General features: G+C 57.6%; 26 protein-coding genes. 25 read left to right on the forward strand and 1 reads right to left on the reverse strand.

Features of this window, described 5'->3' with window-relative positions; all coding sequences use genetic code 11:
• The first annotated feature begins 12 nt into the window (after positions 1-12).
• From Q8N00_14465 to Q8N00_14580, 24 genes are all read left to right on the forward strand, one after another.
• Positions 13-438 (forward strand): hypothetical protein, encoded by a 426-nt coding sequence (locus tag Q8N00_14465; GenBank protein MDP2383997.1) that lies wholly within the window; start codon positions 13-15, stop codon positions 436-438.
• A complete protein-coding gene (locus Q8N00_14470; GenBank protein MDP2383998.1) occupies positions 438-1,448 on the forward strand; it encodes a TonB family protein in 1,011 nt (336 codons plus the stop codon). Before Q8N00_14465 ends, Q8N00_14470 begins: the two co-directional genes overlap by 1 nt.
• Positions 1,449-1,551: 103 nt before the next feature.
• The gene (locus tag Q8N00_14475; GenBank protein ID MDP2383999.1) at positions 1,552-2,838 is read left to right on the forward strand and encodes a sialidase family protein; all 1,287 of its coding nucleotides are present in this window, start codon (positions 1,552-1,554) and stop codon (positions 2,836-2,838) included.
• 247 nt (positions 2,839-3,085) lie between these two features.
• On the forward strand, positions 3,086-3,598 hold the full coding sequence (locus Q8N00_14480) for a TlpA disulfide reductase family protein (GenBank protein ID MDP2384000.1): 513 nt from the start codon (positions 3,086-3,088) through the stop codon (positions 3,596-3,598).
• Positions 3,595-3,903, forward strand: coding sequence for a hypothetical protein (locus Q8N00_14485; GenBank protein ID MDP2384001.1), 309 nt, complete (start codon positions 3,595-3,597; stop codon positions 3,901-3,903). The genes Q8N00_14480 and Q8N00_14485 overlap by 4 nt, the downstream gene beginning before the upstream one ends.
• Before the next feature lie 121 nt (positions 3,904-4,024).
• Positions 4,025-6,349 carry a TonB-dependent receptor gene (locus tag Q8N00_14490; protein ID MDP2384002.1) on the forward strand — a complete coding sequence of 775 codons (2,325 nt, stop codon included), beginning with the start codon at positions 4,025-4,027 and terminating at the stop codon, positions 6,347-6,349.
• A gap of 118 nt (positions 6,350-6,467) precedes the next feature.
• Positions 6,468-6,647 carry a helix-turn-helix domain-containing protein gene (locus Q8N00_14495; protein ID MDP2384003.1) on the forward strand — a complete coding sequence of 60 codons (180 nt, stop codon included), beginning with the start codon at positions 6,468-6,470 and terminating at the stop codon, positions 6,645-6,647.
• Positions 6,648-6,919: 272 nt separating this feature from the next.
• Entirely contained in the window at positions 6,920-7,474 is a 555-nt protein-coding gene (locus Q8N00_14500; GenBank protein MDP2384004.1) for a redoxin domain-containing protein, read from the forward strand.
• A 12-nt stretch (positions 7,475-7,486) separates the two neighbouring features.
• Entirely contained in the window at positions 7,487-7,795 is a 309-nt protein-coding gene (locus tag Q8N00_14505) for a hypothetical protein (protein MDP2384005.1), read from the forward strand.
• A gap of 92 nt (positions 7,796-7,887) precedes the next feature.
• Positions 7,888-8,961, forward strand: a complete 1,074-nt coding sequence (locus Q8N00_14510) for a transporter (GenBank protein ID MDP2384006.1) — start codon at positions 7,888-7,890, stop codon at positions 8,959-8,961.
• A gap of 470 nt (positions 8,962-9,431) precedes the next feature.
• Positions 9,432-11,051 (forward strand): hypothetical protein, encoded by a 1,620-nt coding sequence (locus tag Q8N00_14515; protein MDP2384007.1) that lies wholly within the window; start codon positions 9,432-9,434, stop codon positions 11,049-11,051.
• A gap of 82 nt (positions 11,052-11,133) precedes the next feature.
• The gene (locus tag Q8N00_14520; GenBank protein ID MDP2384008.1) at positions 11,134-11,451 is read left to right on the forward strand and encodes an excisionase family DNA-binding protein; all 318 of its coding nucleotides are present in this window, start codon (positions 11,134-11,136) and stop codon (positions 11,449-11,451) included.
• 100 nt (positions 11,452-11,551) lie between these two features.
• On the forward strand, positions 11,552-11,860 hold the full coding sequence (locus tag Q8N00_14525) for a hypothetical protein (protein MDP2384009.1): 309 nt from the start codon (positions 11,552-11,554) through the stop codon (positions 11,858-11,860).
• A 346-nt stretch (positions 11,861-12,206) separates the two neighbouring features.
• Complete coding sequence (locus Q8N00_14530; protein ID MDP2384010.1) at positions 12,207-12,407, forward strand: hypothetical protein; 201 nt, start codon at positions 12,207-12,209, stop codon at positions 12,405-12,407.
• Positions 12,404-12,757 carry a hypothetical protein gene (locus Q8N00_14535; protein ID MDP2384011.1) on the forward strand — a complete coding sequence of 118 codons (354 nt, stop codon included), beginning with the start codon at positions 12,404-12,406 and terminating at the stop codon, positions 12,755-12,757. Before Q8N00_14530 ends, Q8N00_14535 begins: the two co-directional genes overlap by 4 nt.
• 94 nt (positions 12,758-12,851) lie before the next feature.
• Complete coding sequence (locus tag Q8N00_14540; protein ID MDP2384012.1) at positions 12,852-14,309, forward strand: hypothetical protein; 1,458 nt, start codon at positions 12,852-12,854, stop codon at positions 14,307-14,309.
• Positions 14,310-14,382: 73 nt separating this feature from the next.
• Positions 14,383-16,644 (forward strand): TonB-dependent receptor, encoded by a 2,262-nt coding sequence (locus Q8N00_14545; protein MDP2384013.1) that lies wholly within the window; start codon positions 14,383-14,385, stop codon positions 16,642-16,644.
• Positions 16,645-16,833: 189 nt separating this feature from the next.
• On the forward strand, positions 16,834-17,181 hold the full coding sequence (locus Q8N00_14550) for a hypothetical protein (GenBank protein MDP2384014.1): 348 nt from the start codon (positions 16,834-16,836) through the stop codon (positions 17,179-17,181).
• Between the two features lie 200 nt (positions 17,182-17,381).
• The gene (locus Q8N00_14555) at positions 17,382-17,759 is read left to right on the forward strand and encodes a hypothetical protein (protein MDP2384015.1); all 378 of its coding nucleotides are present in this window, start codon (positions 17,382-17,384) and stop codon (positions 17,757-17,759) included.
• Positions 17,760-17,864: 105 nt separating this feature from the next.
• On the forward strand, positions 17,865-18,113 hold the full coding sequence (locus Q8N00_14560) for a helix-turn-helix domain-containing protein (protein ID MDP2384016.1): 249 nt from the start codon (positions 17,865-17,867) through the stop codon (positions 18,111-18,113).
• 160 nt (positions 18,114-18,273) lie between these two features.
• Positions 18,274-18,864: a cytochrome P460 family protein gene (locus tag Q8N00_14565; GenBank protein ID MDP2384017.1), complete on the forward strand. Its 591-nt coding sequence runs from the start codon at positions 18,274-18,276 to the stop codon at positions 18,862-18,864.
• A gap of 91 nt (positions 18,865-18,955) precedes the next feature.
• Positions 18,956-19,297 (forward strand): hypothetical protein, encoded by a 342-nt coding sequence (locus tag Q8N00_14570; GenBank protein ID MDP2384018.1) that lies wholly within the window; start codon positions 18,956-18,958, stop codon positions 19,295-19,297.
• A 19-nt stretch (positions 19,298-19,316) separates the two neighbouring features.
• Positions 19,317-19,796, forward strand: coding sequence for a hypothetical protein (locus Q8N00_14575; protein MDP2384019.1), 480 nt, complete (start codon positions 19,317-19,319; stop codon positions 19,794-19,796).
• Positions 19,797-20,143: 347 nt separating this feature from the next.
• Positions 20,144-21,208, forward strand: a complete 1,065-nt coding sequence (locus tag Q8N00_14580) for a tetratricopeptide repeat protein (protein MDP2384020.1) — start codon at positions 20,144-20,146, stop codon at positions 21,206-21,208.
• Positions 21,209-21,307: 99 nt separating this feature from the next.
• Here Q8N00_14580 and Q8N00_14585 read toward each other — a convergent pair whose 3' ends face one another.
• Positions 21,308-21,913: a Slp family lipoprotein gene (locus Q8N00_14585; protein MDP2384021.1), complete on the reverse strand. Its 606-nt coding sequence runs from the start codon at positions 21,911-21,913 to the stop codon at positions 21,308-21,310.
• 21 nt (positions 21,914-21,934) lie between these two features.
• Between Q8N00_14585 and Q8N00_14590 the strand changes: the two genes are divergently transcribed.
• Positions 21,935-22,585 (forward strand): thioredoxin domain-containing protein, encoded by a 651-nt coding sequence (locus Q8N00_14590; protein ID MDP2384022.1) that lies wholly within the window; start codon positions 21,935-21,937, stop codon positions 22,583-22,585.
• Positions 22,586-22,652: the final 67 nt, after the last annotated feature.

The following is a 22,652-nucleotide window of genomic DNA, read 5'->3' on the forward strand; positions in this document are numbered from 1 at the left end:
ATCTATTGTTTGGTGAGATGTGCCCTGGTCGCGGGATGTGTTGTCGTTGGGCTGCTCCTCACGCCGATGGCACAGGCCGAGTCTAAATCCGAGAAAGTCTTCACCGCAGTGGTCACAGATGCGCAGGGGGTCGATACCGAAATCCGCAATCTTATTTTCTATTGGGAAGAAAAAATCAGCGAGACCGCCTTCGTCCCTCACGAACTGCGGCATCTCCCGGTCAAGCGCGGGAGTACGACCAACAACATCCCGTTCGACAAGATCAAGCAAGTCGAGGCCAAACCGGCCGGTAGTGAAGGGATCACGATGCTGGTCACGCTGGCGAACGGCAAGACCGGTGAGTTCGTGTTGACGATACCGGGTAGCTTCCGTGGTGAGTCGGATTTCGGTCAGGCCGACGTGCAGGCCAAGTCGGTGGCCAAGGTGGTGATCAAGTGATGTTCAGTTCAGATGGCCAGTATCGCCTGCAAGGATGGGCGGTGTCTGCGCTCTTTCACGGCGTCGCATTGACCCTGGCCCTTGGCCTCATGGCTCAGGGTAAGTCGGTCGTGCCGAAAGAAGCCTTCAAGTGGGACGTAGCCCTGGTCGAGCCGCAACGGACACAAGCTGCAACGACGCCAACTCAGGAGCCAGCGAAGCCGACAACGCGGCAAGCCGCCCCGGCCCCCGCGCAACCCCAGATGGTTACGCAGCAAGTGCAGACTCGCGAGGTGACGCCGGTGGTGCAGCGTGAGATCCGCCAGGTGGTCGAGCCGAGCCAGCCGATTCAACAGACCATGGCGGTGCAAACGAGGACCGAGACGGTGACGCCAATCAAGGAACAACAGCCGGCAGTGGTTCAGCAGGCTCAGCAGGCCGTCGTCGAGTCGATTGCTCCCGTCATGCACCATGAAGCCGTAAGCACTGAACCGGCGATCATTGCGGCATCGGTGCAGCAGGCCGTGAGTCATCCCGAGCCAGTAACCAGCGCCTCAACACATGCTGTTGAAGCGCGCGCCATAGAGACCGCTTCGTTGACCCGCGATCCGGACATGCCTGCCTCCCCGGTGCCGGCCGCTGCTGCTGCAAGCGACGGGAAGCCTACCGAGGCTGTCGTCAGAGAGGTGGCGCCGCAAGTCGCCATGGCAACGAGTCCGGCGCCAGCGCCAGCTGTCAAAGCCGACTATGGCTGGCTGGCCGAATCGCTAAGGCGACGACTGGCAGAGGTGAAACGGTACCCCAGCGCCGCGCGCCTCAATGGCTTGGAAGGAAAGGTTGTGCTCCGTGCAGTCATTCGAGCCGATGGCCATCTGTCGGACGTGAAGGTGCATCGAAGTTCCGGTCATGAGTCGCTTGATAATGCAGCCATGGAGGCCATCCGGTTGGCCTGTCCGCTGCATCTGAAAAATGCGATTGGCGCTGCCGAGATAGCGGTACTCGTGCCGATGGTCTATAGCCTCGGGGGGTAGTCGAAGGAGTCGTTTGCGTCGATGTTCTGAGTGAGCGCAGGCCAATGTTCAAGTGGGCGCGAGATGTTTCTGTCCATTCGAGGGTCGAAGTGAGGTACGCCAGATGATTGAGCGAAAATTCAGTATCAAAAGACTGGCCTGGACGGTTGGAATTGCGATCGGCGCTGTCTCGCTTGCGTCGATCGCGCTGGCTGAGCCGGAGCAGGCTTTGCGGTTCGGTCCGAAACTGACGACGGATCATAACGTAAGAGCAGTCGTGGGGCCTTCCGTCCGGATCGACGAACAAGGCCGTATCTCGATGGCCTGGGTAGAAGAGGACAAGAATACACGCACGGTGTTCTACTCGAGAACAGAAAAGCCGGAAGGGCCGATCGGGGCTCCAGTCACCGTGAACCAACCGACCGACGCGCCCTACATGCGGCAGGAAGCGCCGGCGCTAGCCGTGGCCGGAGACGAGGTGTTTCTGACCTGGGCCTTGACCCATCCGAAATCGACGGCGGACAAGCCGTTTTCAAATGAACTGAGGCTGAGTCGGTCCACGGACGGCGGCAGAACCTTTCTCCCGTCGATTCTGGTGAACGACGATGAGCAGGTTATCGGCCACAGCTTCGATTCGCTTCACGTCGCCGCTGACGGTGTGGTGCATGTAGTCTGGATCGATGGGCGAGAGGGCAAGAAGGAATCCGGCACCTTTGTGACGCGTTCGACCGATCATGGCCGCACCGTCGTGAAGAACCTCAAGGTGGACGAGAATACCTGTGTCTGTTGCCGGACGTCACTCACGACAGGACCGGACGGGACGCTCTATGTGGCCTGGCGCAAGATTCTCCCCGGCGATCTCCGCGAAACGGTGGTCGCGCGTTCCACTGACGGCGGGCAGACCTTTACGGAACCGGTCATCGTGGGCCATGACCAGTGGGTGTTCCCCGGCTGTCCGCATCGGCCCGCCTCGATCGGGACGGATCGGCTCGGAAGACTCTATGTCGTCTGGTATACCGAGGGGATGGATGAGACCCCTGCGGTGTTCCTGGCCTATTCGGACGACCGTGGCGCCACCTTTTCTCCCAAACAAAAACTGAACGTCTCCAAGGGAACCTTTCCCGATCATCCGCAAATGGCGGTCGATCCGGAGGGGCGTCTGATCATCGTTTGGGAAGAACAGTCGCCCGTTCGGCGTGAAGTTGTGATGAGCCTGTCCCTCGATCGAGGACAGACATTCAGCGCGCCGAAGAAATTGAATGAGAAAAAAGGTCAGACGCCCACCCTCTCGATGAATGCGAAAGGGCTCGCGGCCTTGGCGTGGATGGAGCATGCCATGCCGAACCATCGGATGGTCGTGCAAACGATCCAGTTACCGGTGATGAAAGTTGTCGCGAGGCAGGAGCCGTAACGAGTACAGGATGCTGAAAAAGCCCACCAGCTGCGTTCTCGCATCGTTCAGACCCTCAACGTACCCCTGCGGGTACGCCTCGGCCCTTCACTCGCTGCGGCCTTGCTGGACGGTCTTTTTGAGCACCCTGTTGGATATGTTTTCATTGGCTCAGTCGAGTAGACCTTCGAAGCTCTGGCGTGGCCAAACGGTTCCTCCGCAGCCTGCCATCGTGTATGCATTACTGCGCCGAGTTGTGATCCTGTCGATGCTCGCTTTCATGAGCGTCATCTCGGCTGGCCCTGCGTCGGCGAGCGACCCCTTTGTCTCGCTCAAGATGAGCCGGTTGCCGGCCGGGAGCATGGTCGCGCCCTTTGAACTCACGGCGCTGGACGGCACAGTCGTCAAGTCGAGCGAGTTAGCAGGGAAGGTCGTGCTGGTGAATTTCTGGGCCACCTGGTGCGGGCCCTGCAAAGAAGAAATGCCATCTCTGGCGCGCCTGCAGCAGCAGGTAGACCCTGCGCATTTCGCCCTCCTCACGGTTACAACGGATCTGCAGCGGCAGGGCATCACACACTTTCTCTCTCACATCGGAGTCAGCCTGCCGGTGCTGTTCGATGAAGATCAGGAAGTATCACGCTCCTTCATGGTCCGAGGCCTCCCAACCACGATTGTCATTGGACGGGATGGCACGCTCGTCGGGCGTGCCGTCGGACCTCGTGCCTGGGATAGCCCGGAGGCGGTGGCGGTGATGCGGCAGGTCATGGAGCGCGGGAAATGAGGAAGTGTTTCGTCCCGCTGGTTCTGGCCCTTGCGACGCTGTATCTGACGCTTTCGGTCAGCGCCGTGGCCTGCCTCTTTGCGCATGAGAACCAGCCGCGCTCGGCTCATCATCACACCGGAGGTGTGACGCATTCTTCGCTGTGCGCCTGGGCCTGCCACGCCAGCCCGACCGTCGATCTTCCTGCGACCTCGCCACAGACGCAACCGCTTCACGTTGTCGCCATGTTGCTGTTGGTCGCGGTGTCCGTATCGTCGTTCCTCTTCCAGCAGTCGGCGCAGTCCCGCGCGCCTCCTCGTTCATAACGTTTCATCCACGCATCGTGCATTCGTCATCTCTCCTGTACTGACCGTGCTGCACATTGTGCGGCCGCTGTCTGTGCGGAGGCAATTGTGTCAGTTCTCATTCTAAGAAGGAGTAGGGGTCATGGTGTCGTTCAAGAGAGTCGGGCAAGTCGTGATGGCAGTCGCAGTACTTGGAAGCGTCCACGCGATGGATCACGTTGCGTCAGCACAGGAGCCGGCTCAGCCGGCCGCCTCGCAACGAGAAGGGCAGTTGCGCGATCAACTCAAGGGCATTCTCCACGAGCTGGACGAGCTTCAGAAAGCGCGGGAGGGGGCCATGCCGCCGAGCGAAAGGCCGAAGGTGGTCACTGAAACAGTGGCACCCGAAGCATCTGAGGCTATGCCGGAGTATGAGCTGTCAGACCTCAGCATCGTCAGCAAACGGTTTCAGAAGAGGCCGGAGGGCCTTTCGTTGTCGGCGACGATCCCGGCGGAAACGAACTCACAGCCGACCAGAACGATGAAGGAATCCATGGAATCGCTTCCGGGTGTGGTCCTGCGCCAGGCGAACGGGCCGCGTGACTTCAGCATTACGATTCGCGGACAGGGCGTCAAAACCTCCTTCGCGACTCGCGACATCAAAATTTACGAAGACGGATTTATCCAGACCCAATCCGACGGGCTGTCGCGGCTCGATCTCCATGATCCCTGGTTTATGAGGAGCGTCGAAGTCACTCGAGGCGCGTCGTCGTCCCTGTACGACAACTATGCGCTCGGTGGAATGGTGCAGTTCAGGACTAGGCGGGGAGGCGACATCAACGGAGTAGAGACGTTTCTGTCCGGTGGTTCCTACGGATACCAAAAGTATGGCCTCGCGGTTGGCCAAGAAACGGAAAAAGTCGACATTGCCATGTTGGCCAGTCAGGTCTCTGAAGACGGCTATATCCGGAACAGCAATTACAACACCCAGACGTTCAACTTTAATGTCCGCTTCAAGGCAGATGACAAACAGAATTTCTACTTTAAGGCGATCACCAACTGGCTGAATACGAAAGTGCCGACCAGACTGACTCAAGCCCAGTTTCATGCCGATGACAGGCAGGCCGGTGGAGCGCAAACGACATGCACGCCCGGCACCTATAACGGCGGTTGCGCAAACTCGCTCTTGCTCAATCAGGGCCGCGTCGATCGTCGCACGATCATCGGGGGCATGTACGAGCGGCAGATCGACGCGAACACGGTGCTGACGATGGAGGCCGACTATGACGTCAAAGACATCCAGCAGTCATTTTCGCAGATCAGCGAGAACACCAATCCCAACTACAAGCACTACACCGATTTGCGGCACGACGGCCGGCTTGGAACGATGCCGCTGAAGAGCTATGTCGGGTTCTTTACCAACCAGATGGACCAGAAAGCCAATCAGTTCCAGAATCTGGCCGACGGGTTCGGAACGAAAGGAACGTTGATCCAGAATTCACGCGGATCCATTTTCAACATCGGTGCCCGCTTCAGGGAGGAGCTGGAATTCGTGCCGGCCTGGACCCTCGCGGCCGGGCTTGGGTTCGAACAGTCCCGTCTTAGCACACAGGCGACCAACTACAATGGAACCGGGGGGTTGGCTTCGCGAGCCAACGCGAGCCGTGAATACTCGAACTGGGCACCGGAAACATCGCTCACCTGGAAGCCTGCTGATGGGTATCGGCATTGGGTTCGAGGCTCGGTGGGATACGGCATTCCTCAAATGAGCCAGCTCTTACGAGATCCCGTCACGGGACTTCCCGGGACCAACTTCGATTTGAAGCCGCAGAAGAACCTGAATGTGGAAATCGGTACGGAGTCCAAGCTGCACAAGACCCTCACCGTTCAACTCGTCGGGTTTATGACCTTCTTCAAAGACGAGATCATCACGCAGACGATCTCGGGAACAAACACGGCTTCCGTCAATGCGGACTCCTCTAAGTACAAAGGCATTGAAGCCTCTTTCGATTGGCGGCCGGTGACAGGCACGCGCATATCCGGCGCCTACACCCATGTCGAGGCCAGATACGTCAATTTCTCAGATAGAACTGCGACCGGGTTCCTGGTCCGAGACGGTAACAAGGTGCCTAATGTGCCGACCGATGTGTTGAACTCCAAAGTTGAATACGATCATGCGCCGACCGGTTGGGGCGGCTGGGTCGAAGGCAGCTATTACAACAGCTACTTCCTGAACAACAGCAACACGTTCAGCATTCCCTCCTATGTCGTCGCGAATGTGAACATTCACAAGAATTTCGAGCTGCACAATTCCTGGTTCCGGTTCGCCAAATTCTACCTGGAGCTGGACAACATTGCGGATAAGAAATACGCCGCATCCGGTCAGGTCATCGGTGGCGAAACCGCCGGCGCTGCCGCGGGCAACCAGGCCTTCTTTGCCGGTTATGGCCGGGCCATCTATGGCGGTGTGACGTTGGGGCTGTTCTAGCTTGTCGGGATATGCAGAGTGGTCCTGAGCTGAAGGGAGGGCGTCTTTGAGGCGCCCTCCTCCACCAGGGGCTTTGGATAATGCGATGAGTCACATGACGACAGAAGCGAGGGGCACCATGAACAAGTCATTACTGCGGGTCAATGAAGCGGCGGTAGTTCTAAACGTGAGCCGCTGGACGGTCTATCGATGGGTGGATGAAGGGAAGTTGAGCGCCACAAAAATCGGCAAGCAGAGCCTGCGCGTGATCGGGAACTCGGTCGACAAGCTGATCTCCGAGAATCGGACCGATCACTGAGCGTCGGCAGCGTAACGTGGCGGTGCAGGGGAGCGAGAAAATAAGATCAAGGACGGCTCATGCGTTTTCACCAGGATTTCAGGTTAGCCTAGGGCAGATGATTGAGTCGAGCTGGACCAACATGACGGCGTTCTATTTTTCACGCAGATTCCATTTGCGAGGGATTCCAACAACAGTCTGGCGCAGGGAACCAGTTGCATTTTTGGGCTGACACACTCGTTCCAAATACTGAACCCATCGTAAGGGGAACGGCTGAAGCGGAGGCGGCAGACATGAGATTAAGGAACACCAATACCCTGCTTGTTGCGATCATGCTGCTCATCGCATCGGTGGGATGGCCCGCCTTCGACGGGTGGAGCATGGGGTCGCGTGTTCCGGCGGTCGGTATGCCAGCGGAAGATTTTTACCTGGTCGATCTGGATGGCCAGTCGCAGAGCCTCAGTCGGTACCGCGGCAAGATCGTGCTCCTGAACTTCTGGGCCACCTGGTGTAAGCCCTGCACGACTGAAATGCCGGCCATACAGGCCAGCTTCGACAAGCTCCGTGACAAAGGGTTTGTGGTGCTGGCGATCAACGAGTTGGAAGACGATGTGAAAGTGCGCGAACACATCAAGCAGTATGGCCATACGTTTCCGGTCCTCATGGATCGCGACAACAAAGTCGCCAACCAGTTCGGCGTGTTCGGGTTACCCGTGAGCGTGTTCATCGACCAGGAGGGGCGCGTGCAGGAATACATCAAGGGTGGGTTGCTCACCGAGCAGCTGATCCACGACGTGGTTGCGAAGATTCACAAACAGGAGCCGGTCAAGGCGGCATCGCTTCGATAAGCATCTTATTTTATGATGGTGAAGCTCAGACAATCCTGGCTGGTCTGGTCGTTGCTGGTCTGTCTCGTTCTTGTGAACGGACTTCTCACGGTGCCGGCGGTCGCCCATGCCGAGCACCATGCCAAGCATCAGGCCGGCACCCATTCCACCGGCCTCTGTGCCTGGCAATGTGCCGCCGGTCAGAGCATCGAGACGACTACGGTGGTCTTCGTTTCGACATTGCAATTCGTGCATCTAGCCGACGATCCGCAGCTCAATCAGATATCGATCGCAGCTCCCTTCTTCCTCTTCGTACGCGGACCTCCCTCGCTCCTCGGCTAATTTCTTCGATTCACGGCATCAGCAATAGATAGAGAGGCGACGGAGCATCCGCGGCCTCTCGTGCACCACCATCTTAACCTCTAGTGAGACACATGATGTTCCCATTCCGATCACGGCGGCTCGTCCTTCTCTCTCTCAGTCTTTGCTTTCTGAGCGCAGGGGCCCTGCGTCCCGATCCGGTGCAGGCCTCCTGCGGCTCCGTGAGCTGTTTTGTGGTCATCGGCTCCCAGCAGCAGGTGCCAATGGCCGGTTTGCTGACCGTGAATGCAATTTACAACTACACGCCGATGGAGGCGCCGGAGGGACAGGGCGGGAGCATTCCGTTTTCCAACCAGGGGAACAAGACTCTGACGCTGGCGAACCTGAACGCCAGTCAGATTCGCACGCTCATGCGAACTGCGACCCTCGACATGAACTATGGCCTGACCGACCGATTCGGACTCCAAGTTACGGTGCCCTACAAGCATGTGAACTCCGATGCCCAGATCGGGGGCCTCACGCCGGTGCCCTATAGTGACAAGGGGGTCGGGGATATCAGGGTCAGTCTCAAGTACAACGTGCTGCCGACTCTACGTAGCATGATCGTGGTGGGCATGGGCGTCGATCTGCCGACCGGCGACTATGGGCAACGGGTGCAGGGTGGATCGCTAGCCGAATCGACGCTGCAAATCGGCAGGGGCAATTTCGGCCTCGTGCCGACCTTTTACCAAAGCTATGAGTTGATTCCGCACCGCCTCAATCAGTTTGCCTTGGCGAGCTATCGGCATACGTTGAAGAACAGCGATGGATATAAATTTGGGGACGAAGTGAACCTCAGCGCAGGGCTTAACATCATCCCGGTTGAGAGTGCCCAATGGCTCGTCCTGACACAGCAAGTGAATTATCGCTGGATGCAGAACGATGCGATGGATGCCTCCCTGTTTCAGTTCAATCCAGGCGGCGCGGCTATTCTGCTCGATCCGACCGTGAAGTTCCGCTCCATTCCTACCACCGGCTCGACTTACATGGCCTATTCGCCCGGCATCATGCTGAACCTTTGGGACTATGCCTCGATGTATTTCATCGCGCAGATTCCGGTCATGCGCGATTTCAATGGCAACTTGGAGCAACAAATCAGTTATGTCTTTGGAATGACCAAGTCTTTCCAATTGCTCGGCGGGTCGTAAGGGATTCCGAAGGTGATGGGCCTGTCCTCACAGATTTTGGGAAGCCGGATGTGGCGCAGATTCGCTCGCACAACGGCATGTGTCTGCATCCTGCTCTGGTTGGTCGGGTCTGTTTCCATAGCGTATGGAAACCTCACTCCGCTATGGACCACGCCGCATTGCCCTCAGGGGCAAGGGCATAGCGGGCAACAGAATCACAGCCATTGCGTGTGGCATTGTGATGGGGTTGACGCGCAGGCGTCCACTGGACGCGGTGGTGGGGCATCCGCTACTCCGAACGGATATATGTCGGGCCATCTTGGTGCGATCCCCCTTATCGCAGTGCTCAGTGCAGGAATCGTCGCCCGAGGCCCTCCTCAGTTTCTTGTCGGTTTCGAGTAAAAGAATCGGCCATCAGGACACACGTTGAGGCTCCTGCGAAGGAGCGAAATGCGACGAAATGAAACAGACGAGGAAGGAACGATAGAACCATGAGATCCATCATCAACCCACAACTCTTTTCATCATGTGCGAAGACGGGAGTGCTCGGGCTAGCGCTCATCGGTCTCGCGAGCTGTAGCTCAGGAGATTCCCCCACTGGAACAGTGACGACAGGTGGCAGCGCGGCATTACAAGGGCCGTTGGTCTTTGTGAACAATACGGGAGACCGGACCCTGTCCACCCTTGCTTTGAGAGGAGATTCTGGCAGCTCCGTCATCAACACGTTGGGGCCCACTGTCTTCGGCAACGTTGCGTTGGGCGACATGCAGTTCTCGTTGGGGGAATGGGTGTTCGTCAATCTTGCAGCGACCAATCAAGTTGCGACGATCGATCCCCTTACTGGGGCGACGCCGGTCCACGAAGTCAATCTGACGGCCGGCACCAGGCCGGTCCATATCTATCGCGATCCGACCGATCAAGAGGTTATGTGGGTCATGAATGACGGTGACAATGCAATTGGAACCATCACGCCAGGAGACGATCTAATCAACTGCGCGGCGCAAGGGGGCGGTTCGGTCACGATCATCCATAACTCGCATCTTGGTCCAGGTGCGACCCCCCCGACCGTTGAAAGAACCGTCTGTGTGCTTGCGGACGGGCATAAGGTCACCGCGTTCTCTCAACCGACAGCTGCCGACACCACGATCCCCAGACGGGCGTTCGTCTCCAGCAGCACCGCGGGAGAAATTGCCGTGATCGACAATACTCCTATTCCAGGTTTGGACCCGAACTGGCGCCTGATCAATCGAATCGATCTGTGCGACGGGGTAAAGGAATCGACGCGCCCGACACCGGCGACCTGTAATGTTGAGGATGCGACATTGAACACCGCGTTCACGACGAACAATTCGAACCCTCACGGGATTCGGTGGTCGAAACTCACCGGCAAGGTCTATAGCATTCAAGAAAACTACCGCACCATTGTCGAGATAGATCCTACGACTTTGGCGGTGACGCTGGTGGCGGATCTTTCTGCTACGAACTACACGGCTTTCGGTATTTCTCCGGATGGACGGTTCTTGCTACTGCGCGGCAGCAGCGCGGCTCCATTTGGAACCAGGTTGGGTGTGATTGATTTGGCAATTGCCGGAAATCCCCGAGCCATCAGCGATCTCACAATTCCTGAATTAGACGGCGCCGGCCCCGGAGCGTTCAAGTTTTCGCCGGATGGTAGACGCTTTTATATTGTGGCCAGCAATACGTCCACAACGAAGAAAGACCATCTGTTTGCGTTCAATGCATCGGACCTGACGGCGAATCCTCCTGCATTGACATTGCTGCGGGACGTCGGCCTGATTTCAACCGTCAATGGTGCACATTCTTTTGATGTGCTGGCACAGCCACCGACCGGATCGCCGACCGGCACTCTCGCAGAAGCGAGATACCTTGTCGTGTCGAACGGCACGGACAATTCTGTCTCCGTCATCAATGCGACAGACAATCAGATCAAGCAAACAGTTACAGTGGGGACCACACCTGGATCAGTGATGGTCTATTTCCCTGGTTCAGCCGCAGGTGGACACCAGGCGATCTCATCTGTAACCGGTGGGGCCTCCTCATCTGTGGCGGTCTTGCCTGAGCTGCTCGACGACCACGGGATGCCGGAGTAGTCGAGCGCCGGCCGTATCTTGTTCATGCTGAGTCGAAGGGGGCAGGGTATCCTGCCCCCTTCGGAACAGAGACCATTTCGCCATGGAGGGAATTACGGATAGAGCACTCTTGCTCGTGAGAGAAGCCGCAGATTTCTTGTCGGTAAGCCGCTGGGCCATCTATCGGTGGGTCGAAGAGGGGCGCTTGCGCGGCACGAAGATCTGGTGGGGTAGTTTGCGAATCTTTCACGAATCCATCGCGGGGTTGGTCCGGAACAAACAGGTCGCCATTCTCTGCGTAGTCATGAACAACGTCCTTCGGCGTCGCGGCAGCGAACTGCTCGCGCAATACAAACGCATCATGGATCATGAGCTGAACCTATCCTCACGCATGTGCAGGTTAGCCTGCTGTGTCCTGTAGCGCAGGTCCGTAGGCATCGTTTGGCGTCAATTTATCGGGAGCGTATTCAAGGTACTCGAAAAGTTCGAGTGGTGTATTCATAATCAAGGAGGAACGTTCAATGAAGCAGACATGGATGACGGTCATGGCAGTAGCGGTGCTTGGTGTGGGTCTTTGCCTGCAGCCGGCGGTCTCGCTGGCGGGGAAGGGAGAGGATCATAACCAGGAGGTGATCAAGCACGCCAAGGAAGGGGTTGCGCATACGAAGGAAGCGATCAAGCATATCGAAGAAGCCGTGAAGGGCACCGGCGACGCGCATGCCAAGGAAGCGCTGCAACATGCGAACGAAGCGATTACTCATGCGGAAGAATCGATCGCCCATGCCGAGATGGCAGCCAAGAAGCCTGAAGGAAAAAAGAAGAGCAAGTAACGTTCATCGTCTGACCCTGCTGCCGCCGGTGCCTTCGGTCATCGGCAGCAGCAGGGTGAAAACCCTCTGTCAGCACCACTCATTCCGACCTTCCCGCAATCTCGTGGGCCATTGGATCTCCATTGTGCTCGAATAGTTTTCCCATAGTCTGCTTGGGCATCTGCGACGGACGTTTAGACGAACCTCGCATCACCATTCACGCCGACTTCAGCGATCAAGGCCGCCTCTTCTCATTCTGTGACTTGTAGTATCCGTGAGCATCTGTGAGTAGGCGTCGGTAGACAAGATGCCTGCACAGTCCTACAGTTCGCCCTCTCTGAATACGCAGAGATGAAGGGGAGTCGAGATGCGACGGGGCGTGCCTCTGTTGACGGTCTATTTTCTGCTATTGGCGGTGGTTCTCTCGCCGACGAAGGCTGAGAGCGAGCGCACGGCTGTCTTCATGTTTGGTTTGATACGCCAAGCCCTTGGCATGCTTCAGCCGATGAATCTCAGTACTCTGCAGCATGGCATCGTCACCCGTATGGCCTTGACCGGACAGTCATGATGCAATCGCTCATGCGGAATCGTCACATCGGAATCTGGAGAAAAATCTTCGTCTGCAGCGTCCTCATTCTGTATGTTCTCGTCAGCGTGGCGGCTCTGGCCTGTGGAGCGCCTGCGGAGTGGGTTCAGCATCGGCACCATGCGGCGCCGCTCAACCATTCCTCCCATTCTCTGCTCTGCGCTTTTGCCTGTCAGGCTAACCTCGGTGCAAGTCTGTCGGTGGGCCTGGTTGGACTCTTCGTCGCAGGCTCTTGGCTGGTGGTATACGGCTCTGTGTTGCGTTCCCTTGCCATCTATCCGCGTCAGTGGCGATTTGTCCGTGGTCCACCCAGTCCAGTTCGTTTCTTCTAGTTGCCCTACTTCATCAGTCAGCGGCTCGTCCACGTCTAGGGGCTTGTCTCCCTTAGCGTGTCGTATTTTCATGCGAGCGAAGGAGTTTTTTGCGATGTCTATTCTCGGTTTGGCTAAGACGGTCAGTGTGGTTGTTGGTGTGGGGTGTGCGTTGTGGTGCGGCATGATCGTCGCCTCCGGCGCCGCTCCATCCGACGGGATATCACTATTGTCGGCTGAGTCCCAGGCTGTGAAGAACTATGCGTTTCTCCATGGCCGGTGGTTTGACGGCACAGGTTTCACCCAGGAGACCTGGTACTCGGTCCAAGGACGACTGACTCGCACGGCACCGGCTGGGGTTGTCGAGACCATGGATCTTGCCGGTGCCTTCGTTGTTCCTCCCTTCGGGGAAGCGCACAACCACAACGTGGAAGGTGAATGGAATGTGAACGCCGTGAGCAACCGATATTTGAAGGATGGAGTGTTCTACGTCAAGAATCCGAATAACGTGCGGGAGTTTGGGGTGACGGTCAGGAATAGCCTGAATCGTCCTGACACCATCGACGCAGTCTTCGCCCATGCAGGCATGACCGGGACGGGCGGCCACCCCATTGCCCTGTACGAGGACATCCTTCGCCTGCATCGCTACGAGCCGGTGATCGGTCATCGAGAAGCTGGATGGTTCCAGGGGCGGGCCTACGTCGTGGTGAATAGGGGGCAGGATCTGGATGAGCAGTGGGCGTTGATTACCAGCGGCAAGCCCGACTTTCTCAAGGTCTATCTTGTGCACTCGGAGCATTTCTCAGCCCGCCAACACGAAGGGCCTCTAAACCGACGGACAGGGTTGAACCCTGCGCTCTTGCCCAGGATCGTGGCCAAAGCCCATGCGGCTGGTCTGCCGATTACCGCGCATGTCGAATCGGCATCAGACTTCAGAGTTGCGGTGCAGGCCGGGGTGGATGAGATTGCCCATGTGCCGGGCTGGCTGGTGGAGAGTGCGTCGGATGCCGAGCGGGCTCGACTCATCGAAGCGGACGCGCGGCTCGCAGCAGCAAAGGGCATCGTCGTGGGCACGACGACGGTGGCGGGAGAGGCGATGCCCGGGGCCGCGAGCGGCCATGCTCATGGGCACAAGCCTGATCATATGAAACCGGAAACGGGCTCGGTTCCTCACGATGGCGGCGTGGACCTTCGCGCATTGGCGCGTGACGTGCAGCGCGCCAACCTCACCCTTCTACACCGTCACGGAGCCAAACTGGCGATCGGCAGCGACCATGCCGACACGTCGTTGGCTGAAGTGATGAATCTCAAAATGCTGCTTCCTTTCGACAATCTGACCCTCCTGAAATTGTGGTGCGAAGCCACACCGGCGGCGATCTTCCCCGGCCGCAAGATTGCCCGGTTCGAGGAAGGATATGAAACCAGTTTCCTGGCGCTTGCCGGGAACCCGCTCGAAGATTTTACCCAGGTGCAGGCGATCCGCTTGCGTTTCAAACAAGGATTCTTCCTGCCGTCCCCGGTAGAGGGAGACGGGGCATCGTCAACGGTGACAGGGCACCCGCACGGGCATTAGTGCAGGTGCCAAACCAGACGAGTCAACTATCACCATGCATGTTTATGCTTATTCACTCATGAGGAGATCGTGTATGAGTCGCGCAAGAACGTGGAACACAACCTGTGCCCTCTTGGCCTGTATCGTGATGAGCGTGATCGCATCAATTCCATCTGTGGCCTGGGGCGCAGAGGAACCAGTCGGACAGGAGGCCTCCGAGTTGACGATGGAGACGGTGAAGATCGAAGGGCAGCGGATCGAAAACGTAAACGATATCAAAAAGGAATTCGCACGCAGGCCGGGGAGCAATATTCTCATTGAGGAAAAGCAGATCACGGAATCTCGTGCGCTCAATCTCCAGGATGTCTTACAGTTTGCGCCGGGTGTGCGGTTCCAGTCACGCTTTGGAGCGGATGAGGGACAGTTTTCGATCAGAGGCACCTCGCTCCGCAATAACTTTCATCATCGGGGCATCAACATTCTTATCAATGGGATTTATTTTGGCGATGCGGATGGATTCTCGGACTTCGAGTCCATTGATCTCTTGGCCTATGAGCGGATCGAGGTCTATAAGGGGGCCAATGCATTGCGTTATGGCGCGAACTCCATTGGTGGTGCCATCAACTTCGTGCCCCGGACTGGCTACAGTGCGTCGATGCTGCAGATGCGGTTCTTGGCCGGAAGTTTCGGCATGGTCAGCGGCCAGGTCTCCAGCGGGAAAGTCACGGAGCCGTTTAAGGTCGGCAGCATGACCGCCACCGCCGATTATTATGTCAGTGTGTCCGGTAACCGCCAGGACGGATTTCAGGATCACAGTCAGCAGGCCCGTCAGCGCATCAATGCCAACGTGGGGTTGCAGCTCGGAAACCATCAGGAGATTAGAGCCTATTTTCTGCAGGCCAACGTCTCCGAAGCGATTCCCGGTTCATTAACCAATGCCCAGCTCTTTCAGAACCGGAGTCAGGCGGGCGGCCAAACCCCGCCGGGGACCCCTCCGTTCTTTGCCTGTGTGTCGAATAATCAAACGTGTAATTGGGGACGCTACTATAACCAGCAGCGCATCGGACTCGCCTATCGCAATGAGTTTGCTCCGAACCAGGCCTTTGAAATCATCCCCTATTTTTCGAACCAGTATGTCGACCATCCGATTTTTCAGACGATCCGGCAGGACAACACCAATGTCGGCGGCGAGTTCCGCTACGTCAATACCAACCAGCTGTTCGGACTCAACCATTCCTTTGTCGCCGGATTCCAACCCCGCTACGGAAATCAGCATCAAACGCGGTTTGTGAATATCAACGGCAACATCGGAGCCATGACACAGAATTACTTTGCCCGGACGACCTACTTCGGGGCTTATGCGGAAGATTCGCTCGATGCGACCAAGGATTTTACCATCGTCATCGGCGGTCGATGGGACAATAGCGGACGCCAGGCCAATGTGCAAAACTTCAGCCCGGCTGGCAATCCGTTCGATCCCACGATTCCTTCTACGCTGAGCAACACTCAGCAGCCGCTCCGGCATTTTGACGCCATCAGCCCGAAATTAGGTTTTGTCTATCGCACCACTCCGACCTCGCAAGCGTACTTTAATGCCAGCCGGGCGTATGAAGCGCCGCTCAATGTCGAATTACTCTCGTCCGTTAACGCGAACGGGAGTGCCAATACTGGGTTTCTCGACCTGGATGCGCAGCGGGCCTGGCAGTTTGAGCTGGGGCATCGCGGTACTTCAGCCAATAAGCGCTACTCCTGGGATGTGACCGCCTACGACTTGGAGATGAGGAAGGAGATCCTCGCCTCGAACATCAACAACCAGAGCACCTTTCAGAATGCTAACGGGACACGCCATACGGGCGTCGAAGCCGGCGGAGCCATGGTGCTGACCAGAGGTTTGTTCGCGCAGAACGCGGACGGCAGGGCGGACAGTCTCCAAACGCGGGTGGCCTATACCTGGTCCCGCTTCAAGTTCACCGATGATGTGCGTGGTGGTGGGGTCGGCGGCCCCAATGTGCTCGTCGCGAAGGACGGGAATACGGTGGCCGGTATGCCGGAGCATAATATGAACGTCGAGGTTCGCTACGATCACCCGGCAGGCTGGTGGGTGGCGCCGAATTTCGAATGGTCGCTCTCGGGGTTTTATGTGGACTATCTGAATACAGTGAAAAATCCTTCTTATTTCGTGCTCCATCTGAAGTCTGGATGGAACATCACGGATCGACTGACTTTCTTTGCAGAGGGACGGAATCTCACCGACAAGACCTATGCCGGTGCGGTCGTAGTGAACGACTCGCTCAACCGGTTCGCGAATCCATCGCAGGGGATCAGCGCCTATGCGGGGCTGGAGTACAAGTACTAACAACAGGCTGAAACAGTATGCCGGTATGGAGTAGGCTGGGGCTCAGGCGCCCGCTCAACCTGAGACTCGGTCTACTGTAGCCGGGGTTCTACGGCAAGGGAGAATCAGTAAAACTGTAGCATCCGTGAGCAGGCGTCGGTAGACAGGCGGTCGGTTCACGCGTATAGAAGTGGCATCTTGGAGAGGTTCATGACCCGTTCCGGTGTATCACGCAGTTCCGTTCTTGTGGCAGGGCTTGTGGCCCTTGTCTATGCCTCGCTTGCAGCGATGGCGGGGACCTGTTCGTTCAGCCACGGCGAGGTCTCCAGCGGCCATGCGCACCATGATTCGCAAGACGCGGCTCCGCATAGTGCGCTCTGCGCCTGGGCCTGTCAGGCCACGTCCGATGCCGGACTGGTCACGGAGCCGCCGGCCTTGTCGGTCGGTCCGGTCGCCCGGCTCGTCATCTCCTCCCCGAATCACGTTATCCCTTCACGTTCTTCTTCTCTGCTCCATTCCCGTGCACCTCCGGCGATTTCCTTCATCCTGATCGGATAGGGGATCCCGGGCGGTCTATTCAAGTCGATTTCGCGCGCGCGCCCTTATTCGATCTCGGTCGTTCGTCTACACCATTAACCGTAACCGTTGATGACTTTTTGATGTCCGAGTGGGGCGGCCTCCTTGCTCGGACTGATCCGGGGCGCAGGTGCATCCTCCTGTGGCCTCCGCCCCGGTCCTTTATTTGAAAGGAAGGTGCCATGAAGCGTCTGTTCGTTCTTGCCTTGGCAGGGTGGGTGATAACCGGTGCTGTATCGTTCGCGGGCCTGGCTCAGGACAACGAATCCATAGAGTCGAAACCGGCGGCAAGCGAAGCCATCGTCCAGATTTTCGGCCGTATGTGTGAATACCACCGTGAAGATGTCGAGGCGGCGCTTCGTGCATTCAAGACGGTGCGTCAGGTCGAGTTCTTGAACAATCATGGCACGGTGCTGGTGCGGTATCAGCCAGGCAGCGAGACGCCGGAGCAGTTGGCCGGTGCGGTGCATCGCGCGCTCGCATCGGGCTGGAATTGCTCGGCGCGGGTCGACCGTGGAGAGCAGAGGCTTGAGGCCGGTCAGCAGGAGGGAAAGTCGTGAAGGGCGAGAGCTGGTATTGCACAGGCGAGGTCATGAAGTAACGGGACGCTATGGACGCAGCGCACGGATGTGAATGGACGGGGGATCGGTGCTTGAGGTGCCTTGATGGAATCATCGTTGATGCGGGTGAACGACGCGGCGCAACTGTTACGCGTGAGCAAGTGGACGATTTACCGGTGGATTGAAGAAGGACGGCTGGATGCGACCAAGATTGGACATGGCAGCCTGCGCGTCTTTCGCGAATCGGTCACGGCGTTGGTCGAGGCCAATCGTACGGATCCACCACCGGTGACTCGCTCGATTCCCCGTAAGGTGGTGCCAATTCGTGCAGCAGGCTCGAATAAGAAACGCTGATCATAGCGGCGAGAAGCCGCCGCTATGACAATAGAGGACTGAAGACATATGGCGTCCGCGGGATGAGGTCTCCATCTCGCGGACCCGTTACCAGGGTGGGACGGTTGACTGCCTCCCCCACCCTGGCCCTTCGGGGAGTTGAAAATTGAGAGGGGTTGCGATGAATCACGATCAGGAATATCCCGAACTCATCCCCGTGGTGGTCAGACTGATGGCTATTGCGCTGGGGGTGACCACCAGGTCTGTTGCCGCACCGGAACAGACGCAACAGCCGATGGCGTTCGGCTATCGGTCTTGGCCGACCTGTCAGATTGCCGGGCACCAGCAGGGTCACGAGGAAATACTAAAGTTTTACGTCTGTCCCAAAGGAGCAGCGACATTGGATGACGAGCCCTTTTCGCTGGGTACGCGGTTTGTGATGGAGACCTATCGTGTTGAGGAGGACCGTTTCGGCCAAGGGAGCGCCAAGAAGCCGGCCCGTCACGAACTGGTGCAGGTGTTCAGTATGCAAAAGTATGCGAGCCTTGAGCGGTCCGGTTTGCGGTCTTGCGCCGTCGATGGGTGGCTCTTTTCCACTTTCGTTCAGGCAGGCGTGCCGTCGCGCAGTGCTCGCATCACAATTGGGGCGGGACTCAGGGGTTGGACTGCGCTGACCACGCAGGGAGTCCTGACAGAGGGAGACGTATGCCCATACGTTTCCCTCTCCCATATTCTGGAGCGCCGATACGTCTCGACCGCGCAGGCGTCATGACGCTGGAGCAGACGTCGGTACGAGTAGGCAGGCGTCTGTAGACGCATGGGCGAGAAGCGGATAAATAGACCCTATCTTGAAGGAGTCGGCGATGCGATTGCTCTGGCTATTCGGAACGGTGATGCTCTTGTGCTGCACGGCCCCGGCGTTCGCCGACGAACCTCAGCTCGTGGCGCTCTTGCGCGTGCAGGCGTTCAACAAAGTGTTCGAGGGATTCGATTTTTACCATGTGACGATTGAGGCAGACCTGGCGCAAGAGGATGGCTCGCACGAAGTGATGGCCGTGGCCAGCGGAAAGTTTCTCGACAGCATCAGACGCGTCAAAGCGTTGTTTCTGATCGTCGGCGATACGCTCATCGGGGGGCAAGTACTCGAAGCAAAGGGTCTGCCTCCCTGTACTACATCATCGGGCACTCATGCATCGTCGCTTTAACCACAGAGGAGGTCAGGTCATGTTGAGGCATCTTGTTCTGGGCACCCTGGTATCGGTAAGTTTGCTCGTCATGGGCACATCGGCGTTCGCCTTACAGGCCGGTGGCGTGGAGATCGGCGACCTGGAAACCGGGTCGGTGGTCGGGCAGGCTTTTAAAGCACTCGATGTCGATGCGCAGTTGTTCGCCATCGATCTCGGCACGATCAAGAGCTGGTATCCGCCGACCACGGTGATCGATTTCAAGGTTCGGCCTGGCCGGCCGTTGCTGCTCAAGGTTACGAACAATTCCACCGTCGAGCGGGGGTTCCAAATGACGGATGCGGCCAACGCCGGCTCGCCGTTTGTCTTGATGGCCCAGGTGGTCTTGAAAGCGGGCGAGACGAAATATATCGGCATCCCGACCAGCGATCTCTTCTATGCGACGCAGGGTAATACGCTGATCTACCGGGACCATCTCAATCCGAAGGATCCAGGCGGAAAGCTGCTTATGATCAAGTAGCGGCGATTTTCTTCAGCCTCCCGCAGCCTGCAACGCCCCGCTCATCTTCTGGTGACGGGGCGTTGCTATAAGACCAATCCTTGAAAAAAATGGTTATGCAGACAACATGACAGATCACACAGATCATCACGTTCGGGATCGGAGCCATTGTCCTGATGGCCATGGCCGGGTGCAGTGTGATGGAGGGCGGAGCCGGTTCATCGTCCATACACTGTTTGTCGCGATATTGACTGCAGGGTACTCTGTTCACGTCGATTCGGGTATCGGTGTCGTTGATTTCACGGTCGCTGCCCGTCTATAGTTTGTCGAACTGTTGCGGGTGCCGCAAGGAAGGGCGTTGGTTGACCGTGAATCGCCTCCTCCATCATCGTGCTGTCGTCCTGCTCGTTCTGTGCCTGGCTCTGGCGGCTCCTCTGGCTTCCGTCTTGGCAGCGGCTGAGCAACCGGATGCCGCGCAACGCCACTATGAGCGGGGAGCCGGGCTGTTGCGAAAAGGCGACCTTCCTGCCGCAGCCGAGGCGGTCAGAAAATCCATCGAACTGAATCCCTCATCGGCCGAGTCGTACCGCCTGCTGGGCCAAATCCTCTTTAACGAGCGAAACCCCTCCAAAGCCGTTGAGGCCTTCACGCATGCCGTGAAGCTTAACCCCAAGTACGCGGAGGCGCTGAACGATCTGGCCGAAGTCTATTTGGCGCAAGGGAAGTCGGCAGAGGCCGAGCAGGCGTTGACGCGAGCCATCGACGCTAATCCGAAACATGCTGAATCCTATCTCGACTTGGCTAAGGTCTATGAGCAGCGGCATGAGTCGTCCGAGGCGTTGCAGACTTACCAGAGGCTGTTGACCGTGGTTCCAGACCAGCCCGAGGCCTTATTTGCACTGGCCACAATCTATGACGGCCAGGGGGAGGCGAAAGCGGCGAGCGACATGCTGCGCCGGCTGACGAAATCGAATCCCAAACATGCGAATGGCTGGTACTTGAATGGGCGTATCGCCGAGAGGAACAATGACCTCATCGAAGCCGCCTATTCGTACAAACAGGCGGTTGCCGCCAAGCCAGACTTGGTCGACGCGCATTACAATCTTGGTTTTGTCTACCGGAGCCAGGGGCGGCCGAACGAGGCGGAGCGGGAATTTCTCGAGGTGTTACGGTACCGCCCGGAGTATGCCGAAGCCCACATGAACCTCGGTGTGATCTACACCGGCCTCAACAGGCTTGAAGAGGCGGAACGGTCCTACGAGCGAGCGGTCGAGTTGAAGCCGGACTATGCGGAAGCGCACTACAACTTGGGTGTCTTCTATGAGTTGAACCGGAAAGATCTGCCGAAGGCACTGGCGCAATATCACCGGTATCTCAAGCTCGGGGGGCGCGACGATCGCGTGGAGCGCATTGTCGGGGCCGGAGGACGGTGAGCAAGCGAGGCATGCGGGAAGGGCGTGACTTGCGAGACATGTCACCGAAGACAGCGGAATCGGAAGTTCGGGCCGTCTCGCTCGTCGCGCAAGCCCCGCCTACCAACGATAGGGCCAGGGGCGGTAGTAGGGACTCCAGTAGGGCCCCCAGTACGCACCAGGGCCTATCTGAGGCCTGATACGAGGGGCCGCTTCTTCAGCGGCACTCCATACCTGTAAACGTTTCACCTCAATGATCGGATAGACGTATTCGGTCTCATCGAGGGGCAGCGCAATCGATCCCGCTACGTTGCCTGCCACGGTGATTCTGGTGCCGTGGGGCAATGTGGCAGGATCGAGGAACTCGTGCTGCAGTGCGACGAAGCGGCCTTGGGATTTGGTCAAGTCGTATCCGGGATGCATCGATCGATCGAGCGGCAACTGTAAGATTTCGATTCTTGTGCCGTCTTTAAGACGTCGAGCCGTCAAGACCATGCCGCCGAAGACCACTGGTTGACCCTGTACGGAATCGGGTGCGGCTTTGAGCTGAAGGAAGGTGAGTGCCTGTACGTCAGGGCCGCCCCACGTTTCTTGTGTCGAGGCACAGCCGGTGAGCGCGATGAGCAGGACGAGCGTGGAGAGTAGGGTGCGCGACAACATATCGACAGTATAACAAAGAGTGAGAAGTAAGTTCCCGGCATATTCGATATAATGAGCGGTCGGCATTGATTCAAGAAAGGAGACGGTATGGTGAATAGACAGGGTGCACGATGGGCCTCGGCGGTATGTGCGATGGTGTGGTGTGTCGTCGGCTTGGGGGGCTCGCCGGTCGCCGCCGCCACTCCCGACTTGAAGGGGAAGTTCGAAGTCTTGAAGGACGAAGTCTCCACACATACACCCGGCAAGGTGAAGTTGATTGAGTTTGCCGACTTCTACTGTCCGCATTGCCACCGGTTCGACGGAGAGGGGTTGGCGCTCCTCCAAAAAGAGTTCGGGAACAAGCTTGAGGCGACGATGGTGGGGTTCCCGGTGATCCATGGCAAGCTGCCGACCCCCTTCGATATGTACGAGCAGGCAAAGCTGATGGGGAAAGGGAGCGAAATGAAAGCGGTCCTCTTTCGCACCATCCACAAGGATAAGATTACAGGCGTGCTGGATCGCTCGTTGCGTGAAGTCTTGATCAAGGAAGTCGGTCTCGATCCGAAGGCCTTTGAAGATGGCATGGCCAGCGGGAAACCGGCGAAGATCTTTGAAGAGGGGCGCAAATGGGGCGAGCGCATCAAGGTCCAGCAGACCCCGACCGTGCTCATCGACGGGAATATTAAGGCAGAGACGATCGATCCGGAGAATCTCAAGTTGATCATCCAGAGTATTCTGGACGCCGATAAGAAGAAGTGATCAAAGAAGTGATCAGTGATGAGTGATCGGTGATCAGATTAGGTTTCTCCACCGGTCACTCATCACG

This window comes from Nitrospirota bacterium, assembly GCA_030684575.1.
Classification (GTDB): Bacteria; Nitrospirota; Nitrospiria; order Nitrospirales; family Nitrospiraceae; genus Palsa-1315.

Excerpts from the sequence above, each read along its gene's own strand:
- Q8N00_14570 (MDP2384018.1), top strand. The coding sequence starts at position 18,956 with ATGCGATTGCTCTGGCTATTCGGAACGGTGATGCTCTTGTGCTGCACG.
- Q8N00_14530 (MDP2384010.1), top strand. The coding sequence starts at position 12,207 with ATGCGACGGGGCGTGCCTCTGTTGACGGTCTATTTTCTGCTATTGGCG.
- Q8N00_14525 (MDP2384009.1), top strand. The coding sequence starts at position 11,552 with ATGAAGCAGACATGGATGACGGTCATGGCAGTAGCGGTGCTTGGTGTG.
- Q8N00_14500 (MDP2384004.1), top strand. The coding sequence starts at position 6,920 with ATGAGATTAAGGAACACCAATACCCTGCTTGTTGCGATCATGCTGCTC.
- Q8N00_14490 (MDP2384002.1), top strand. The coding sequence starts at position 4,025 with ATGGTGTCGTTCAAGAGAGTCGGGCAAGTCGTGATGGCAGTCGCAGTA.
- Q8N00_14470 (MDP2383998.1), top strand. The coding sequence starts at position 438 with ATGTTCAGTTCAGATGGCCAGTATCGCCTGCAAGGATGGGCGGTGTCT.
- Q8N00_14505 (MDP2384005.1), top strand. The coding sequence starts at position 7,487 with ATGATGGTGAAGCTCAGACAATCCTGGCTGGTCTGGTCGTTGCTGGTC.
- Q8N00_14485 (MDP2384001.1), top strand. The coding sequence starts at position 3,595 with ATGAGGAAGTGTTTCGTCCCGCTGGTTCTGGCCCTTGCGACGCTGTAT.
- Q8N00_14555 (MDP2384015.1), top strand. The coding sequence starts at position 17,382 with ATGAAGCGTCTGTTCGTTCTTGCCTTGGCAGGGTGGGTGATAACCGGT.
- Q8N00_14550 (MDP2384014.1), top strand. The coding sequence starts at position 16,834 with ATGACCCGTTCCGGTGTATCACGCAGTTCCGTTCTTGTGGCAGGGCTT.
- Q8N00_14510 (MDP2384006.1), top strand. The coding sequence starts at position 7,888 with ATGATGTTCCCATTCCGATCACGGCGGCTCGTCCTTCTCTCTCTCAGT.
- Q8N00_14565 (MDP2384017.1), top strand. The coding sequence starts at position 18,274 with ATGAATCACGATCAGGAATATCCCGAACTCATCCCCGTGGTGGTCAGA.
- Q8N00_14520 (MDP2384008.1), top strand. The coding sequence starts at position 11,134 with ATGGAGGGAATTACGGATAGAGCACTCTTGCTCGTGAGAGAAGCCGCA.
- Q8N00_14540 (MDP2384012.1), top strand. The coding sequence starts at position 12,852 with ATGTCTATTCTCGGTTTGGCTAAGACGGTCAGTGTGGTTGTTGGTGTG.
- Q8N00_14475 (MDP2383999.1), top strand. The coding sequence starts at position 1,552 with ATGATTGAGCGAAAATTCAGTATCAAAAGACTGGCCTGGACGGTTGGA.
- Q8N00_14515 (MDP2384007.1), top strand. The coding sequence starts at position 9,432 with ATGAGATCCATCATCAACCCACAACTCTTTTCATCATGTGCGAAGACG.
- Q8N00_14535 (MDP2384011.1), top strand. The coding sequence starts at position 12,404 with ATGATGCAATCGCTCATGCGGAATCGTCACATCGGAATCTGGAGAAAA.
- Q8N00_14495 (MDP2384003.1), top strand. The coding sequence starts at position 6,468 with ATGAACAAGTCATTACTGCGGGTCAATGAAGCGGCGGTAGTTCTAAAC.
- Q8N00_14480 (MDP2384000.1), top strand. The coding sequence starts at position 3,086 with ATGCTCGCTTTCATGAGCGTCATCTCGGCTGGCCCTGCGTCGGCGAGC.
- Q8N00_14575 (MDP2384019.1), top strand. The coding sequence starts at position 19,317 with ATGTTGAGGCATCTTGTTCTGGGCACCCTGGTATCGGTAAGTTTGCTC.
- Q8N00_14545 (MDP2384013.1), top strand. The coding sequence starts at position 14,383 with ATGAGTCGCGCAAGAACGTGGAACACAACCTGTGCCCTCTTGGCCTGT.
- Q8N00_14560 (MDP2384016.1), top strand. The coding sequence starts at position 17,865 with ATGGAATCATCGTTGATGCGGGTGAACGACGCGGCGCAACTGTTACGC.
- Q8N00_14590 (MDP2384022.1), top strand. The coding sequence starts at position 21,935 with ATGGTGAATAGACAGGGTGCACGATGGGCCTCGGCGGTATGTGCGATG.
- Q8N00_14585 (MDP2384021.1), bottom strand. The coding sequence starts at position 21,913 with ATGCCGACCGCTCATTATATCGAATATGCCGGGAACTTACTTCTCACT.